The sequence below is a fragment of the Variovorax ginsengisoli genome, from assembly GCF_030486595.1.
Lineage (GTDB): Bacteria > Pseudomonadota > Gammaproteobacteria > Burkholderiales > Burkholderiaceae_C > Variovorax > Variovorax ginsengisoli_B.
Window position 1 is genome coordinate 100,022 of sequence record NZ_JAUJZH010000014.1, and the last position, 15,566, is coordinate 115,587.

14 protein-coding genes are annotated in these 15,566 nt (G+C 68.4%); 3 read left to right on the forward strand and 11 right to left on the reverse strand.

Annotated features, from left to right (window positions below; all coding sequences use genetic code 11):
- Nucleotides 1-10: 10 nt before the first annotated feature.
- The 10 genes from QZH52_RS19680 to rpsB all read right to left on the reverse strand — a co-directional run bounded on the left by QZH52_RS19680 (nt 11) and on the right by rpsB (nt 10,377).
- Nucleotides 11-580, reverse strand: a complete 570-nt coding sequence (locus QZH52_RS19680; RefSeq protein WP_286522356.1) for an OmpH/Skp family outer membrane protein — start codon at nt 578-580, stop codon at nt 11-13.
- Entirely contained in the window at nt 580-2,991 is a 2,412-nt protein-coding gene (gene bamA, locus QZH52_RS19685) for an outer membrane protein assembly factor BamA (protein ID WP_301812229.1), read from the reverse strand. The genes QZH52_RS19680 and bamA overlap by 1 nt, the downstream gene beginning before the upstream one ends.
- Before the next feature lie 40 nt (nt 2,992-3,031).
- Complete coding sequence (rseP, locus tag QZH52_RS19690; RefSeq protein ID WP_301812231.1) at nt 3,032-4,402, reverse strand: RIP metalloprotease RseP; 1,371 nt, start codon at nt 4,400-4,402, stop codon at nt 3,032-3,034.
- 21 nt (nt 4,403-4,423) lie between these two features.
- Nucleotides 4,424-5,611 carry a 1-deoxy-D-xylulose-5-phosphate reductoisomerase gene (gene ispC / locus QZH52_RS19695; RefSeq protein ID WP_301812234.1) on the reverse strand — a complete coding sequence of 396 codons (1,188 nt, stop codon included), beginning with the start codon at nt 5,609-5,611 and terminating at the stop codon, nt 4,424-4,426.
- Nucleotides 5,608-6,453, reverse strand: coding sequence for a phosphatidate cytidylyltransferase (locus QZH52_RS19700; RefSeq protein WP_301812235.1), 846 nt, complete (start codon nt 6,451-6,453; stop codon nt 5,608-5,610). Before QZH52_RS19700 ends, ispC begins: the two co-directional genes overlap by 4 nt.
- A 4-nt stretch (nt 6,454-6,457) precedes the next feature.
- Complete coding sequence (uppS, locus tag QZH52_RS19705; protein WP_301812237.1) at nt 6,458-7,195, reverse strand: polyprenyl diphosphate synthase; 738 nt, start codon at nt 7,193-7,195, stop codon at nt 6,458-6,460.
- A gap of 1 nt (nt 7,196) precedes the next feature.
- Nucleotides 7,197-7,760 (reverse strand): ribosome recycling factor, encoded by a 564-nt coding sequence (gene frr, locus QZH52_RS19710; protein ID WP_286522362.1) that lies wholly within the window; start codon nt 7,758-7,760, stop codon nt 7,197-7,199.
- Between the two features lie 12 nt (nt 7,761-7,772).
- Entirely contained in the window at nt 7,773-8,495 is a 723-nt protein-coding gene (pyrH, locus tag QZH52_RS19715; protein ID WP_286522363.1) for a UMP kinase, read from the reverse strand.
- A gap of 92 nt (nt 8,496-8,587) precedes the next feature.
- Complete coding sequence (tsf, locus tag QZH52_RS19720) at nt 8,588-9,511, reverse strand: translation elongation factor Ts (protein WP_286522364.1); 924 nt, start codon at nt 9,509-9,511, stop codon at nt 8,588-8,590.
- Nucleotides 9,512-9,621: 110 nt separating this feature from the next.
- The gene (rpsB, locus tag QZH52_RS19725) at nt 9,622-10,377 is read right to left on the reverse strand and encodes a 30S ribosomal protein S2 (protein WP_286522365.1); all 756 of its coding nucleotides are present in this window, start codon (nt 10,375-10,377) and stop codon (nt 9,622-9,624) included.
- Nucleotides 10,378-10,683: 306 nt separating this feature from the next.
- Here rpsB and QZH52_RS19730 point away from each other — a divergent pair, with 306 nt between their 5' ends.
- The 3 genes from QZH52_RS19730 (at nt 10,684) to QZH52_RS19740 (ending at nt 14,807) form a co-directional block, all read left to right on the forward strand.
- Nucleotides 10,684-12,003 carry an amidase gene (locus tag QZH52_RS19730; RefSeq protein WP_301812244.1) on the forward strand — a complete coding sequence of 440 codons (1,320 nt, stop codon included), beginning with the start codon at nt 10,684-10,686 and terminating at the stop codon, nt 12,001-12,003.
- 66 nt (nt 12,004-12,069) lie between these two features.
- Complete coding sequence (locus QZH52_RS19735) at nt 12,070-13,326, forward strand: D-amino acid dehydrogenase (protein WP_301812246.1); 1,257 nt, start codon at nt 12,070-12,072, stop codon at nt 13,324-13,326.
- An 8-nt stretch (nt 13,327-13,334) separates the two neighbouring features.
- The gene (locus QZH52_RS19740) at nt 13,335-14,807 is read left to right on the forward strand and encodes an NAD(P)H-hydrate dehydratase (protein WP_301812248.1); all 1,473 of its coding nucleotides are present in this window, start codon (nt 13,335-13,337) and stop codon (nt 14,805-14,807) included.
- On the opposite strand, the gene QZH52_RS19745 is transcribed toward QZH52_RS19740, so the two are convergent.
- The gene (locus QZH52_RS19745) at nt 14,804-15,565 is read right to left on the reverse strand and encodes an SDR family oxidoreductase (RefSeq protein ID WP_301812250.1); all 762 of its coding nucleotides are present in this window, start codon (nt 15,563-15,565) and stop codon (nt 14,804-14,806) included. The two genes, QZH52_RS19740 and QZH52_RS19745, sit on opposite strands and share 4 nt — an antisense overlap.
- Between the last annotated feature and the right edge of the window lies 1 nt (nt 15,566).

Genomic DNA, 15,566 nt, shown 5'->3' on the forward strand with positions numbered 1-15,566 from the left:
TTTCGCGGCGCTACTTGCCGCCGGCCGGGGTCGACCCATTGGCCGACGTGTTGGTGGGCGTGTTGCTCGAGGCGTTGAGCGCCTTGATCACCTTTTCGGTGATGTCGTGCTTGGGGTTGATGTAGATCGCCTCCTGGAGGATGGCGTCGTACTTCTCGGCCTCGGCGACCTGCTTGACCACACGGTTGGCGCGCTCGTAGACCTGCTGCAGCTCTTCATTCTTGCGTGCGTTCAGATCTTCCTGGAATTCGCGACGGCGACGCTGAAAGTCGCGATCCTGATCGACCAGTTGCCGCTGGCGGGTCACGCGCTGGCTCTCGGACAAGGTCGAAGCCTCGCGCTCGAACTGCTCGGAAGCCGCCTTCAATGCCGCGCCCTGCGCCGTCAGATCCTTTTCGCGCTTGAGGAACTCGGCCTCGAGCTTGGCCTGGGCGGCTTTCGCCGGCTGCGCCTCGCGCAGCACCCGGTCAGGATTGACGAATCCGATGCGGAAGGTTTCCTGCGCATGGGCAGCCGGCAGCCCCGCCGCCATGAAGACAGGAACAAGCAGCGCACCGGCGGCACGAAGCAGTGGAGTCATTAGAAAGTCGTTCCGATCTGGAATTGCAGGCGTTGAATTCTATCCTCCGGGATCTGCTGGGCGACATCCCCCTTCTCGTAGACGACCGGGAAGGCATAGGCGATCCGCAGCGGCCCGAGAGGCGAAATCCAGCTGATGCCCAGACCCACCGACGCCCGGATCTTGTTGATCGAATCCCATTGGGCGTTGGTCGACCAGGGGGTGCGGTCGCCGAACACGTTACCGGCATCCATGAAGCCGTACAGACGCAGGGTGCGGTCGTTGCCGGCGCCCGGGAACGGCGTACTCAGTTCGGCGTTGAAGATCGCCTTCTTGATGCCGCCCAGCGCCGCGCCTACGGTCTGGCCGTACAGCGGGATGTCGCGCGGGCCGAGCGAGTTCTGCTCGAAGCCGCGCACCGAACCCAGGCCGCCGGCGTAGTAGTTCTTGAAGATCGGGAACTGCTGGCCGCTGAAGGCGCCGGCGTAGCCGAAGTCGCCGTTGATCGCGAAGGTGTACTGCTTGTTGAGCGGGAAGTACTGCTGGTACTTGTAGCCGGCCTTGTAGTACTTCATGTCGGACCCTACGCCGACCTCGAGGTTGGCGCTCTGCAGCACGCCGGTGGTCGGGACCAGCGCGCTGTCGCGATTGTCGCGGGCCCAGCCGATCGACAACGGGACCCCCGAGACCGAGGGGTTGCCGCAATACAGCACGCCCAACTGGCCGTTCGGCGCGATGCAGCCGAAGTACTGCTGGTACGAAAATGGCACGTAGCCGGCGAACGAGGTGCCCGGGTCGAAGCGGTAGCGCTCCACGCCGGCGCCGAAGAACACCGTGTCGCGTTCGCTGAACGGCACGCCGAAGCGGATGTTCCCGCCCTCGGTGGTCAGCCTGTAGTTGCCGTCGATGTTGCCGTAGTAAGGCTGCGTGGTCGCGGTGTAGAGGCTGAAGGTGCGCGAGATCCCCTCCTTGGTGAAGTAGGGATCGGTCGTCACCAGGGACAGCGTGCGGTTGTACTTGCTGGTGTTGACCTGCACACCGAGGTAGTTGCCCGAGCCGAACACGTTTTCCTGCGAGATGCCGAAGGTCAGGCTGACCTTGTCGGCACTCGAGAAACCGGCGCCCAGCTGCAGCGAGCCGGTCGGCTTTTCGATCACGTTGACCGTCAGGTCGACCTGGTCGGGCACGCCCGGAACTTCCTGGGTGTCGACCGTGACTTCGGTGAAGTAGCCGAGCCGGTCGACCCGGTCGCGCGACAGCTTGATCTTGTCGCCGTCGTACCAGGAGGCCTCGTACTGGCGGAACTCGCGCCGGATCACTTCGTCGCGGGTGCGATTGTTGCCGCCCACGGCCACGCGGCGCACGTAGACCCGGCGCTCGGGCTCGGCCTTGAGCGTCAGCGCCACCCGGTTCGTGGTGCGGTCGATCTCGGGCGTGGCCTGCACGCGGGCGAAGGCATAGCCGAAAGAGCCGAAGTAGTCTGAGAAGGCCTTCGTGGTCTGGGCGACCTGCTCGGCGTTGTACGGCTCGCCGGGCTTGATCGTGACCAAGGTCTTGAACTCTTCCTCGCGGCCGAGGTAGTTGCCGTCGAGCTTCACGCCGGAGACCACGAACTTCTCGCCTTCGCTGATGTTGACCGTGACCGAGAGGTCTTGCCGGTCGGGCGAGATCGCGACCTGCGTCGAGTCGATGCGGAACTCGAGGTAGCCGCGCGACAGGTAGTACGAACGCAGCGTCTCGAGGTCGGCATTGAGCTTGGCGCGCGAATACTGGTTCGACTTGGTGTACCAGCTGAGCCAGCCGCCGCTGTCCTGGTCGAACAGGCTCAGCAGGGTCGATTCGCTGAAGTCCTTGTTGCCGGCGATGTGCACTTCGCGGATGCGCGCGGGCTCGCCTTCGGTCACGGTGAAGGTCAGGTTGACGCGGTTGCGCTCGATCGGCGTGACCGTGGTCACGACCTGGGCGTTGTAAAGGCTGCGGCTCACGTACTGGCGCTTGAGCTCCTGCTCGGCCCGGTCGGCCAGCGCCTTGTCGTAGGGCCGGCCGTCGGCGAGGCCGACTTCGCGCAGGGCCTTCTGCAGGTTCGCCTTCTCGAATTCCTTGGTGCCGACGAAGTCGACGTCGGCGATGGTCGGCCGCTCCTCGACGATCACCACCAGCACGTTGCCGTTGACGTCGATGCGCACGTCCTTGAACAGGCCGAGGTCGAACAGCGCGCGGATCGCGGCCGAGCCGCGGTCGTCGTTGTAGATATCGCCCACGCGCAAGGGCATCGAGGCGAAGATGGTTCCCGGCTCGACGCGCTGCAGGCCTTCGACCCGAATGTCGCGCACGGTGAAGGGCTCGACCGCCCAGGCTGCCGTGGCCGCCAGGGCGCTGGCCACCACCGCGGCAACGCTGCGCAGGCGAAAGCGACTGATTGTTGTGTTCATCTGTGAATTGCGCCAGGGCCGGAAAGGGCTGGCAGAAAAGTTAACCAAAGAGCCGCGTGACGTCGTTGAAGAGTGCGATCGACATCATGACCAGCAGCAGCGCGACACCGCCGCGCTGAAACCTTTCCATCCAGGCGTCGGAGACGCTCTTGCCGGTCAGGCCCTCCCAAAGATAATACATCAGGTGTCCACCATCGAGGACCGGCAGCGGCATGAGGTTCAGCACCCCCAGGCTCACGCTGATGAGGGCCAGGAACACCATGTACTGCGTCAAGCCGAGGCTGGCGGACTTGCCGGCGTAGTCGGCGATCGTGAGCGGTCCGCTGAGATTCCTGAGCGAGGCCTCGCCGATGACCATCTTGCCCATCATGCGCACGGTCAGCGCCGATACCTCCCAGGTGCGGACCACGCCGCGCCAGACGCCGTCGACCACGCCCTGGCGCACCAGCACCATCTCGGGCGGCGCGCCGACATAGGCACCGATGCGGCCGATCTTGCCGCTCGCTTCGTCGCGCAGCTCGGGCGTGACATCGATGCGCAGCGACTGGCCGCCGCGCTCGACCTGCCAGGTCTGCATGCGCGGCTGGCCGCCATCGACCGAAGCCCGGATGATGTCGCGCAACTGCTGGCCATCGACGATCGGCGTCGTGCCGACCATGCGCACCACGTCGCCATTGCGCAGTCCCGCGCGCTCGGCGGCACTGTCGGGCATCACCTCGCCGATCTCGGGGCGGGTCATCGGCGTGATGAGGCCGATCTTGCGGAACATCTGAGCGTCCGCATCCTTGGCCTCGATGCGGCTCAAAGGCAGCACCAGTTCGCGCGCCGGGCGCCCGCCCTCGCCCGCGATCTCGAGCGTCAGGTCGCGGCCATCGAGGGCGCCGCGGGTCATGCGCCAGCGCAGGTCTTCGAAGGACTGGACGGCGTCGAGCTCGCCGTCGAAGCCCGCCCGCGCGATGCGTTCGCCGCCTTTCAGCCCGGCCTGTTCGGCCAGCGATGCGGCGACCGGCCGGGCCAGGGTCGCGGCCGGCTCCTGGACGCCGATCCAGTTGACCAGCGTGTAGAGCACGACCGCCAGCAGCAGGTTGGCGATCGGTCCGGCCGCCACGATGGCGGCCCGCGAGCGCAATGGCTGGGTGTTGAAGGCGCGGTGGCGCTCCTCGGCCGGCACCGGGCCCTCGCGTTCGTCGAGCATCTTCACGTAGCCGCCCAGGGGGAAGGCGCCGATGACGAACTCGGTGGTCTGGCCCGGATGCTGGCGCTTGGGCTGCCAGCGATAAAGCGTCTTGCCGAACCCGACCGAGAAGCGCAGCACCTTGACGCCGCAGGCCACCGCGACCCGATAGTGGCCGTACTCGTGCACGGCGATGAGCAGGCCGAGGGCGACGATGAAGGCAACGACTGTGAGCATCGGGTTCCCCGGGTTGGTGGGTCAGGTCGCGAAACGAAGCGCCGTGGCACGGGCTGCGTCCCGGGCACTGGCGTCGAGGGCCAGCAGATCCCCGAGCGACGAGAGCTTGGAGGGCCGCACGCGCTCCAAAGTTTCCAGGTTGACCGCATGAATCCGGTCGAAGCGCAGCCGGCGCTCGAGAAAGGCCTCGACCGCCACTTCGTTGGCGGCGTTCAGCACCGCCGTGGTGCCCGGGGCGGCGCGAAGTGCATGCCATGCCAGGTGCAGCCCGGGAAAGCGCGCCTCGTCGGCGGCTTCGAAGGTCAAGGCCGCCAGCGACGCGAAGTCCAGCTTGCCGGCACCGCTCTCGATGCGCTCCGGCCAGGCCAGGCCGCAGGCGATCGGGACCCGCATGTCGGGCGTGCCGAGTTGCGCGATCACCGACGAATCCTGGAACTGCACCATCGAGTGGATGATCTGCTGCGGGTGGATGACCACCTTGACCTGCTCGGGCGTCAGGTCGAACAGCCAGCGGGCCTCGATCACCTCGAGCGCCTTGTTCATCATGGTGGCCGAGTCGACCGAGATCTTGCGCCCCATCGAGAAATTCGGATGCGCGCAGGCCTGCTCGGGCGTGATCTCGGCCAGCGTGCGCGGATCGCGCTGCCGGAACGGTCCGCCAGATGCGGTCAGCAGCACGTGGTCGACCCGTTCGGCCCAGGTGGCGCGGTCCTCGGGCAGGCACTGGAAGATCGCCGAATGCTCGCTGTCGATCGGCAGCAGCGTGGCGCCGCCCTCGTGCACCGTGCGCATGAACAGCTCGCCGCCGACCACCAACGCTTCCTTGTTGGCGAGCAGCAGCCGCTTGCCGGCCCGCGCGGCCGCCAGGCAGGGCCCGAGGCCCGCGGCGCCGACGATGGCGGCCATGACGGCATCGGTCTGCGGGTGCGCGGCGATCTCCTCGATCGCGGCCGCGCCGCTCAGCACCCGGGTCGGCAAGCCGCTGTGGCGGATCCTCTCGGCCAGCAGCGCGGCGTGCGGCTCGCTCGCCATCACCGCGAACTGCGGCGAGAAGCGCACGCACTGGGCCAGCAGTTCGTCCACCTTGGTGGCCGCCGACAAGGCGAAGACCTCGAAGCGCCCGGGATGGCGCGCGATCACGTCGAGCGTGCTGACGCCGACGGAGCCGGTCGAACCGAGCACCGTGACGCGTTGTTTGACTGAATTCATAGGAAGGCCAACATCATGGCGATCGGCAGCGTCGGCAACAACGCGTCGATCCGGTCGAGCACGCCGCCGTGGCCGGGCAGCAAGGCGCTGCTGTCCTTGGCGCCCGCGCTGCGCTTGATCAGCGACTCGACCAGGTCGCCGACCACGCTCATGGCCGCCATGAAGACGGCCCCGATCAGCAGCAGCCACCAGCCGCGCTCGGCCAGCCTGGTGTAGAGGCTGGCGACGCCGGCCTGGGCGGCGGAGTCGCTCCAGGCCCAGGCCAACGCGAGCACGACCACGCCGGCCATGCCGCCCCAGACACCCTCCCAGCTCTTGCCTGGACTGATGGTCGGGGCCAGCTTGCTGCGGGTGAGCTTGAGCCCGAAGGCGCGGCCGGTGAAATAGGCGAAGACGTCGGCGACCCAGACCAGCACCAGGATCGAGAGCAGGAAGTTGATGCCGACCATGCGGGCCTGCACCGCGGCCAGCCAGGCGACCCAGAGCGCCAGCAATCCGCCGACCAGGCGCAAGCCCCGGGGCACCCGCGGCCATCCCGGCACCGCCACGCGCAGCAGCGCGGCGCCGCCGAGCACCCAGGCGGCGCTGGCGACGATCCAGACGCCGAGCAGCGAGCCCTGCAGCAGGCCCAGCCACCAGGACAGCCCGCACAGCAGCACCATCTCGGCACCGAGGAACAGCGACATGCGCGGGCCGTAGTCGTTGAGGCGGCCCCACTCCCAGGCGGCGGCGCCGATCAGCACCAGCATCACGCAGGCGAAGGGCACGTACGAGGGGTAGAAGAGCGCGGGCAGCAGGATCGCCAGCAGGACGATCGCCGTGATGATGCGTTGTTTGAGCATGCGCTCAGGCGGCCTGCTGGTCGCGCGAGCCGGCCGCGCCGAGCTGCTCGGAGGTCTGTCCGTAGCGGCGCTCCCGGCGCTGGAAGGCGGCGATGGCGTCGTCCAGCGCCGCCTCGTCGAACTCGGGCCACAGCTTGTCGCTGAAGTACAGCTCGGCGTAGGCGCTCTGCCAGAGCAGGAAGTTCGACAGCCGCTGCTCGCCGCCGGTGCGGATGAACAGGTCGGGGTCGGGCACATGGGCGAGCGCCATGGCGGCGTCGAGGTTGGCCTCGGTCAGAGGCTCGCCGCGGGCCGCCAGCTGGGCCGCGGCGCGGGCGATATCCCAGCGGCCGCCATAGTTGAAGCAGACGTTGAGCACCAGCCGGTTGTTGTGCGCGGTCGCCGTCTCGGCCTGCACCAGCCCGGCGATCATCTTGTCGGACAGCCCGCCGCGCTCGCCGATGAAGTGCAGCCGCACCCCGTCCTGGCTCAGCTTCGGCACCTCGCGGCCCAGGGCGCCGACCATGAGGTCCATCAAGCCCGACACCTCCTCGACCGGCCGGTTCCAGTTCTCGGACGAGAAGGCGAACACGGTCAGCACCCGGACGTCGCGTGCCGCGCAGGCCTTGACGCAGCGCCGCAGGGACTCGACACCCTGCTTGTGCCCCGCCACCCGCGGCAGGAAGCGGCGCGTCGCCCAGCGGCCATTGCCATCCATGACGATGGCGATGTGATGGGGAACCGCTGGTGCGACTTGCTTCATGTCAGACGGCCATGATCTCGGCTTCCTTGGCGGTCACCAAGCGGTCGATTTCAGCGATATGGCGGTCGGTGACCTTCTGGATCTCGGTCTCGGCGCGCTTCTGGTCGTCTTCCGAGGCCAGCTTGTCCTTGACCAGCTTCTTGATCGCGTCGTTGGCGTCGCGGCGCAGATTGCGGGTCGCGATCTTGGCGCTCTCGCCTTCGTTGCGCACCAGCTTGGTCATTTCCTTGCGGCGCTCTTCGCTCATCGGCGGCAGCGGGACGCGGATCAGGTCGCCCATCGACGCCGGGTTCAGGCCCAGGTCGCTTTCGCGGATGGCCTTCTCGATCTTGGCGCCCATGCCCTTCTCCCAGGGCTGGACGCTGATCGTGCGGGAATCGAGCAGCGACACGTTTGCCACCTGCGACAGCGGCACGGCGGAGCCGTAGTAGTCGACATGGATCGAGTCCAGCAGCGCCGGGTTGGCACGGCCGGTGCGGATCTTGGTCAGGTTGTTCTGGAAGGCGGCGAGCGACTGGTTCATCTTGGCGTCGGTCGCGCTGCGGATTTCTGCAATGGTGGTCATGGATTCATTTCCTCAAGCGTGCACGAGGGTACCTTCGTCCTCGCCCATCACGACGCGCTTGAGGGCGCCGTTCTTGAAGATCGAGAACACCTTGATCGGCAAGTTCTGGTCGCGGCACAGCGCGAAAGCCGTGGCGTCCATGATGCCGAGGTTTTGTGCGATGGCTTCGTCGAAGCTCAGGTTGGTGTAGCGCGTCGCTTCCGGGTCCTTCTTGGGGTCGGCGGTGTAGACGCCGTCGACCTTGGTCGCCTTGAGCACCAGTTCGGCGCCGATCTCGGCGCCGCGCAGCGCAGCGGCGGTGTCGGTCGTGAAGAAGGGGTTGCCGGTGCCGGCCGCGAAGATGACGACCTTGCCCTCTTCGAGGTACTGCAAGGCCTTGGGGCGCACGTAGGGCTCGACCACCTGCTCGATCGCGATGGCCGACATCACGCGGGCGATAAGGCCCTGCTTGTTCATGGCGTCGGCCAGCGCCAGCGCGTTCATGACCGTGGCCAGCATCCCCATGTAGTCGGCCGTGGCACGGTCCATGCCCACGGAGCCGCCGGCGACGCCGCGAAAGATGTTGCCGCCGCCAATCACGACCGCGACCTCGACGCCCATGTTCACGACCTCGGCCACCTCGCCCACCATGCGCACGATGGTCGCTCGGTTGATGCCGAAGGCGTCGTCACCCATCAGCGCCTCGCCCGACAGCTTCAACAAGATTCGCTTGTGGGCTGGGCGGGCTTCTGACATGGATGGATCCTTTGGAGTTGGCGGGGGCGAGTGTAAGACGTGACTGTGAAAAAGCGGCAGCGCGTCACGGCGCTGCCGCCCTGCGGCGTGACTCAGGCCGCAGCTTTGGCGGCCGCGACCTGCGCAGCCACTTCGGCCGCGAAGTCGTCGACCTTCTTCTCGATGCCTTCGCCGACGACGTAGAGCGTGAAGCCCTTGATCGAAGTGCTGGCGGCCTTGAGCATCTGCTCGACGGTCTGCTTGTCGTTCTTGACGAAAGGCTGGTTGTGCAGCGAGACCTCCTTGAGGTACTTCTGCACGCCGCCTTCGATGCGCTTGGCGACGATGTCGGCCGGCTGCGGCTGCTTGCCGGCGGCTTCGGCGACCTTGCGGTCTTCCTCGGCCTTGCCGGCGGCAACCGCGCGTTCCTTTTCGATCAGGTCGGCGGGCACGTCCGATGCCGAGATCGCGACCGGCTTCATGGCGGCGATGTGCATCGCGACATCCTTGGCCGAGGTGTCGTCGCCTTCGAACTCGACCATCACGCCGATGCGCGTGCCGTGCAGGTAAGACGCCAGCTTGCCGTTGCCGGCGAAGCGCTTGAAGCGGCGGAAGCTCATGTTCTCGCCGATCTTGCCGATCAGGCCCTTGCGCACGTCTTCGAGCGTGGGGCCGAAGCCGTCCTGTTCGTAGGCCAGGGCGCCCAGCGCGGCCAGGTCGGCCGGATTGTTCTTGGCGACCAGCATGGCGGCGGCGTTGGCCATCGCGAGGAAGCTGTCGTTCTTGGTGACGAAGTCGGTCTCGCAGTTGATCTCGATCATCGCGCCGGCATCGCCGTCGACGAAGGCCGTGACCACGCCTTCGGCCGTGATGCGGCCCGAGGCCTTGCCAGCCTTGTTGCCGAGCTTGATGCGCAGCAGCTCTTCGGCCTTGTCCATGTTGCCGTCGGCCTCGGTCAGGGCCTTCTTGCACTCCATCATCGGGGCGTCGGTTTTTGCGCGCAGTTCGCCAACCATGCTTGCGGTGATCGTTGCCATGAGTGTTCTCCGTTCGGTTTGTCAGTGGCGGGCGCCCCGGGGGCGGCCGCGAAAATCAGATTAAAAAAAAGGGGCGACAAGCCCCTTCTTCAGGCTCGAGCGAGCTCGAATCAGGCCGAAGCGCCCTCTTCGACTTCGACGAATTCGTCGCCGCTGCCTTCGGCCACGGCCTTGACCACGTCGTTCACGCCGCTGTTGCGGCCTTCGATGATGGCGTCGGCGATGCCGCGGGCGTACAGCGTGACGGCCTTCGACGAGTCGTCGTTGCCCGGGATCACGTAGTCGATGCCTTCAGGCGAGTGGTTCGAGTCGACCACACCGATCAGCGGGATGCCCAGCTTCTTGGCTTCGGCGACGGCGATCTTGTGGAAGCCCACATCGATCACGAAGATGGCGTCGGGCAGTGCGGTCATGTCCTGGATGCCGCCGATGTCCTTTTCCAGCTTGGCGATCTCGCGCGAGAAGGTCAGCTGCTCTTTCTTGCTCAGGCTGTCGAGGCCGGCTTCCTGCTGGGCCTTCATGTCCTTCAGACGCTTGATCGAGGTCTTGACGGTCTTGAAGTTGGTCAGCATGCCGCCGAGCCAGCGGGTGTCGACGAAGGGCACGCCGGCGCGACGGGCTTCAGCCGCCACGATTTCGCGGGCCTGGCGCTTGGTGCCGACCATCAGGATGGTGCCGCGGTTGGCGGTAAGCTGCTTGGCGTACTTCATCGCATCCTGGAACATCGGAAGCGACTTTTCCAGGTTGATGATGTGGATCTTGTTGCGATGGCCGAAGATGTACGGGGCCATCTTGGGGTTCCAGAAGCGGGTCTGGTGACCGAAATGGACACCGGCTTCCAGCATTTCGCGCATGGTGGTCGACATAGGAATAACTCCAAAGGTTGGGTCTAAAATCCAGCCCGTTTTGCGCGTCTTTCCATTCGGGAAAGCCTCACAACACCTTGATTGGGCTGGTTTGCGGATACGTCTCGCTTGGGCAAGCCTTGGCAAACCTTAGCGGCCAGTGGGCGAAACCCAAGGAGTATAGCACGCCGCGCCCTCGCACCCCCTCTTCCCACCCCCTCTTCCCACCCCCTCTTCCCACCCCCTCTTCCCACCCCCTCTTCCCACCCCCTCTTCCCACCCCCTCTTCCCACCCCCTCTTCCCACCCCCCTGCCTGCCCCCTCACCATGCGCCCAGACCTGCACGCCACCCGCCTCGCCCTGCTGACGAACGCTTCGGACGCACGCACCGAAATGGCGCACAGCCTGGCCTCCGCCGCCGCTCCGGCCTGCGCTCATGCCTTCACGCGCCTCCTGTCGGAGGAAGCCGCCCGGGAAGCCGTGGCGGCCCGTCCGAGCCAACCGCTCGGCGGGCTGGCTTTCTCGGTCAAGGACCTGTTCGACGTTGCCGGGCAGCCCACGCCGGCCGGGTCGGTGGTGCTGGCCCATTCGCCGGCCGCCCGCGCCGACGCGGTCGCCGTGGCGCGCCTGCGGGCCGCCGGCGGCGCCCTGCTGGGCCGCACCAACATGACCGAGTTCGCCTTCTCGGGCGTCGGCATCAACCCGCACCACGGCACGCCAGCCAACGTCTGCGATCCCGCCACCCCGCGGATCCCTGGCGGCTCCTCGTCCGGCGCCGCGATCTCGGTGGCCAGCGGCGCGGCCTTCGTCGGGCTCGGTTCCGATACCGGGGGCTCGATCCGGATCCCGGCGGCGCTCAACGGCATCGTCGGCTTCAAGAGCACCGCCCGGCTGGTGCCGACGCAGGGCGCCCTGCCCCTGTCGACCACGCTCGACACCGTCTGCGCCATGACGCGCTCGGTGCGGGATGCGGTCACGGCGCACGAAATCCTCGCAGCACGCCGCGTGACGCCGGGCGCCGCGCCGCTGGCCGCCTACCGCCTGGCCGTGTCACGTTCCCTGTTCCAGGACGGCCTCGACCCCGTGGTCGCCAAGGCCTTCGAACGAAGCCTGGGCCGCCTCGCCACGGCCGGCGCTCGAATCGAGGAGATCGACCTTCCGGCGCTGGCCGACCTGCCGGCGATCAATGCCACCGGCGGCTTCTCGCCCGCCGAGGGCTACGCCTGGCACCGCCTGCTGCTGGAGCGCAGCGGCGCCGGCTACGACCCGCGCGTGGCGCGGCGGATCCTGCAGGGCGCGACGATGAAGGCCTACGAGTACCTCGACCTGGTCCGGGCCCGGCACGAATGGATCGGCCGCATGGAGCGCGCTCTCTCGCCTTTTGACGCCGTGCTGTCGCCCACCGTGCCGGTCACGGCGCCGCCGATCGCCGAGGTCGCGCCCGGCGAGGCGCGCGATGACGCGTTCTTCCGCCTGAACGCCTTGCTGCTGCGCAACCCCTCGGTGGTCAACATGCTCGACGGCTGCGCCATTTCGCTGCCTTGCCAGGCCGCGGACGAGTTGCCGGTGGGCCTGATGCTGTGGCATGCGGCCCTGCACGACGACGCCGTGCTCGCCGTCGCCCGGCAGGTCGAGCGGGCGCTATAAAGTCGGCAGGGTCGGCGTGGCTTCTGGAGGAAGCGCCGACCCACAATTTCACCGCCAAAGAAACGAATGAAAATCGCGATCGTGGGAGCCGGGATCATCGGCGTCACCACAGCATGGGAGCTGGCCTCGGACGGCCACGAGGTGGCCGTCTTCGAGCGCCGCGGCGCCGCCGCCGAGGAATCGAGCTTCGCCAACGCGGGCGTGGTGGCGCCCGGCTATGTCACCCCCTGGGCCGGCCCGGGCATGCGCGGCAAGGTGCTGCGCTCGCTGCTGTCCACGCATGGCGCGATCAAACTGCGCTGGCCCCTGTCGTCCCGGGACCTCGGCTTCATGGCGCGCTGGCAGCGCGCCTGCAAGCTCGAGACCTACCTGGCCAACCGCTCGCGGATGCAGCGCCTGGCCTTCTACAGCCGCAACCGCCTGCACGCGATCACCGAGGCCTGCGAACTCGAGTACGAGCGCAGCGACGGCTACATGGTGCTGCTGCGTTCCAAGCGCGAGAAAAAACTGGTGCAGGCCGGACTCGACGTGCTGCGGGCCGCGGGCACCAGCTTCCGCGAGCTCGACGCCGACGAGGCCCGCAAGATCGAGCCGGCGCTCAGCACGGACACGGCGCTGGCCGGCGCGATCCACCTGCCGGACGACGAAGTCGCCAACTGCCGGCAGTTCGCCCTGCTGCTCAAGTGGGAGGCCGAGGCGCTCGGCGCCCAGTTCCATTTCAATTGCGACCTGGCGCCGATGAACCGGTCGGCCCCGACCTCGCTGTCGCTGGCGGCGGGTTCCGAGGCGCATCGCTTCGACGCCGTGGTGGTCTGCGCCGGGGTCGACTCGGCCGCGCTGCTGAAGCCGCTGGGCTTGCGCATCCCGCTGGCGCCGGTGTACGGCCATTCGGTCAGTGCCCAGATCCGCGAGCCGCTCAACGCGCCGCGCAGCGCCGTGATGGACGAGCGCTACAAGGTGGCGATCTCGCGGCTCGGACTGCGCGTGCGGGTGGCCGGGAGCGCCGAGCTCGGCGGTTCCGGGACCAAGCTGAATCCGGCCTCGCTCCAGACGCTCTACAAGGTACTGCAGGACTGGTTCCCGGGCGCGGTGACGCTGCGCTCCGGCGTCCAGCAGTGGAAAGGCGCACGCCCGATGCTGCCGGACGGCCCGCCGATCCTCGGCGCCAGCGGCGTGCCCGGCGTCTGGCTCAACCTCGGCCATGGCTCGAGCGGCTGGGCGCTGTCCTGCGGCAGTGCGCGGGTGCTGGCCGACCTCATCGCCGGCCAGGATCCCGGCATCGACCTCGAAGGGCTCGGCATCGAGCGCCTGCTGCAACACTGAGGCGCCCCATGCACCGCATCACCTCCGCCAGCGCCGGCTACCTGTTCGACATCGCGGCCACGCGGCGGATCGAGCAGGCGGCCGCGGCCGCCCTGCCGCCCCACACGCTGATGCAGCGCGCCGGCCTGGCGGTGGCGCGCCTCGCCATGGCCATCGCGCCGCAGGCACGCACGATCTGGATCGCCTGCGGCCCCGGCAACAACGGCGGCGATGGCTTCGAGGCCGCGGCGCAACTGCGCGCGCGCGGCTTCGCGCCGGTCGTCAGCTGCATCGGCGACGACGCGCGGCGGCCGGCCGATGCCCGCGCGTCGCTGCAGCGCGCGCGCGACGCCGGTGTTGTCTTTGCCGACACGCCCCCGGCGCACTGCGAGCTGGTGATCGACGCCCTGCTGGGCATCGGCGCTGCCCGGGCGCCCGATGGCCGGATGCTCGAATGGCTGCAGCGCATGCACGCCGGCCCCGTGCCGGTGCTGTGCGTGGACACGCCCTCGGGCCTGGACACCGACTCCGGCGTCCTGTCGTTCGAATTTCCGCCCCCGGCGCCAGCGTCGATGTCACCTCGTCGACTCTGCCTGAGCCTGTTGACCTTGAAGCCCGGCCTCTTCACCGCGCAAGGGCGCGATGCCGCTGGCGAGGTCTGGTTCGACGACCTGGGGCTGCCCCCGGGTGCCGAAGCGCCGGTGGCGCGGCTGCCCGGGGCGACGCAGGCCACCGTCCGGCGGCAGTCCTCTCACAAGGGCAGCTACGGCGATGTCGCGATCGTCGGCGGTGCGCCCGGCATGGCCGGGGCCGCCCTGCTGGCGGCCACGGCCGCGCTCTCGGCCGGCGCCGGGCGGGTCTTCGTCGCCCCCCTGGACGGCAGCATCGCGCAGATCGACCTGCTGCGGCCCGAGCTGATGTTCCGCCGCCCCGAAGCGCTGGACCTGGGTCCGATGACGGTGGTCTGCGGCTGCGGCGGCGGCAGCCCGGTCGCCGCCGTGCTGCCGCGCGTGCTCGCCGAGGCGGGCACGCTGGTGCTCGATGCGGACGCCCTCAACGCCGTGGCCGGCGACGCCGGCCTGCAGGCGCAGCTGCTGGCCCGGCAACAGGCCGGCCGGGCGACGGTCATGACCCCGCATCCGCTCGAGGCGGCGCGCCTGCTCGGCACGAGCACCGCGAAGGTCCAGGCCGACCGCCTCGGCGCGGCCTCGCAGCTGGCGGCGCGCTTCGGCGCGGTGGTGGTACTGAAAGGCTCCGGCACGGTCGTCGCCGCAGCCGGCGAACTGCCGGTGATCAATCACAGCGGCAACGCGCGGCTCGCCACGGCCGGCACCGGCGACGTGCTGGCGGGCATGGTCGGCGCCCGGCTGGCGGCCGGCCGGCCGGCGCAGGCCGCGGCCTGCGAAGCCGTCTGGACGCACGGCGATCTGGCCGACCGCTGGCCCGCCGGCATCCCGCTCACCGCCGGGGCGCTGGCGGCCGGTGGCCTGCCCTCGCGCTAGCCTCGCCCGACGAAGGGCATCTTGGTCGCCATGATGGTGTGAAACAACACGTTGGCTTCCAGCGGCAGGTTGGCCATGTAGAGCACCGATTGCCCGACGATGGCGACATCGATCACGGGCTCGATCGCGATCTCGCCGCTGGCTTGCGGCACGCCCTTGGTCATCCGGGCGGCCAGTTCGGTCATCGCGTTGCCGACGTCGACCTGTCCGACCGCGATGTCGTACTTGCGACCGTCCAGCGAAGCGGTCTTGGTCAGCCCCTTCACGGCGTGCTTGGTCGCCGTGTAGGCGATCGAGTTGGGCCGCGGCGTGGTGGCCGAGATCGAGCCGTTGTTGATGATGCGGCCGCCGCGCGGCGTCTGCGTCTTCATGGTGCGGAAGGCCTGCTGGATGCAGAAGAACATGCCTGTCAGGTTGATGTCGACCACGCCCTGCCACTGCTCGGGCGTCCAGTCCTCGAACGGCCCCGGCGGGTTGCCGACGCCGGCGTTGTTGAACAGCAGGTCGACGCGCCCGAAGCGTTCGACGGCCGCGTCGAACAGTGCCTTGACCGACGCCGCATCGGCGACGTCGGTGGGCACCGCCAGGGCCCTGTCACCGGCGCCCGATTCCTTGGCGACCTGCTCCAGCGGCTCCGGCCGGCGGCCGGCCAGCACCACGCTCCAGCCATCGGCCAGCAAGGCCAGCGCAGCCGCCCGGCCGATGCCGCTGCCGGCGCCCGTGACGACCGCGATGCGGCTTGTCTTGTCTCCACTCATT

Bases quoted from the DNA above. Each gene is read 5' to 3' on its own strand.
- QZH52_RS19680 (WP_286522356.1), bottom strand. From the start codon at position 580: ATGACTCCACTGCTTCGTGCCGCCGGTGCGCTGCTTGTTCCTGTCTTC.
- bamA (WP_301812229.1), bottom strand. From the start codon at position 2,991: ATGAACACAACAATCAGTCGCTTTCGCCTGCGCAGCGTTGCCGCGGTG.
- rseP (WP_301812231.1), bottom strand. From the start codon at position 4,402: ATGCTCACAGTCGTTGCCTTCATCGTCGCCCTCGGCCTGCTCATCGCC.
- ispC (WP_301812234.1), bottom strand. From the start codon at position 5,611: ATGAATTCAGTCAAACAACGCGTCACGGTGCTCGGTTCGACCGGCTCC.
- QZH52_RS19700 (WP_301812235.1), bottom strand. From the start codon at position 6,453: ATGCTCAAACAACGCATCATCACGGCGATCGTCCTGCTGGCGATCCTG.
- uppS (WP_301812237.1), bottom strand. From the start codon at position 7,195: ATGAAGCAAGTCGCACCAGCGGTTCCCCATCACATCGCCATCGTCATG.
- frr (WP_286522362.1), bottom strand. From the start codon at position 7,760: ATGACCACCATTGCAGAAATCCGCAGCGCGACCGACGCCAAGATGAAC.
- pyrH (WP_286522363.1), bottom strand. From the start codon at position 8,495: ATGTCAGAAGCCCGCCCAGCCCACAAGCGAATCTTGTTGAAGCTGTCG.
- tsf (WP_286522364.1), bottom strand. From the start codon at position 9,511: ATGGCAACGATCACCGCAAGCATGGTTGGCGAACTGCGCGCAAAAACC.
- rpsB (WP_286522365.1), bottom strand. From the start codon at position 10,377: ATGTCGACCACCATGCGCGAAATGCTGGAAGCCGGTGTCCATTTCGGT.
- QZH52_RS19730 (WP_301812244.1), top strand. From the start codon at position 10,684: ATGCGCCCAGACCTGCACGCCACCCGCCTCGCCCTGCTGACGAACGCT.
- QZH52_RS19735 (WP_301812246.1), top strand. From the start codon at position 12,070: ATGAAAATCGCGATCGTGGGAGCCGGGATCATCGGCGTCACCACAGCA.
- QZH52_RS19740 (WP_301812248.1), top strand. From the start codon at position 13,335: ATGCACCGCATCACCTCCGCCAGCGCCGGCTACCTGTTCGACATCGCG.
- QZH52_RS19745 (WP_301812250.1), bottom strand. From the start codon at position 15,565: ATGAGTGGAGACAAGACAAGCCGCATCGCGGTCGTCACGGGCGCCGGC.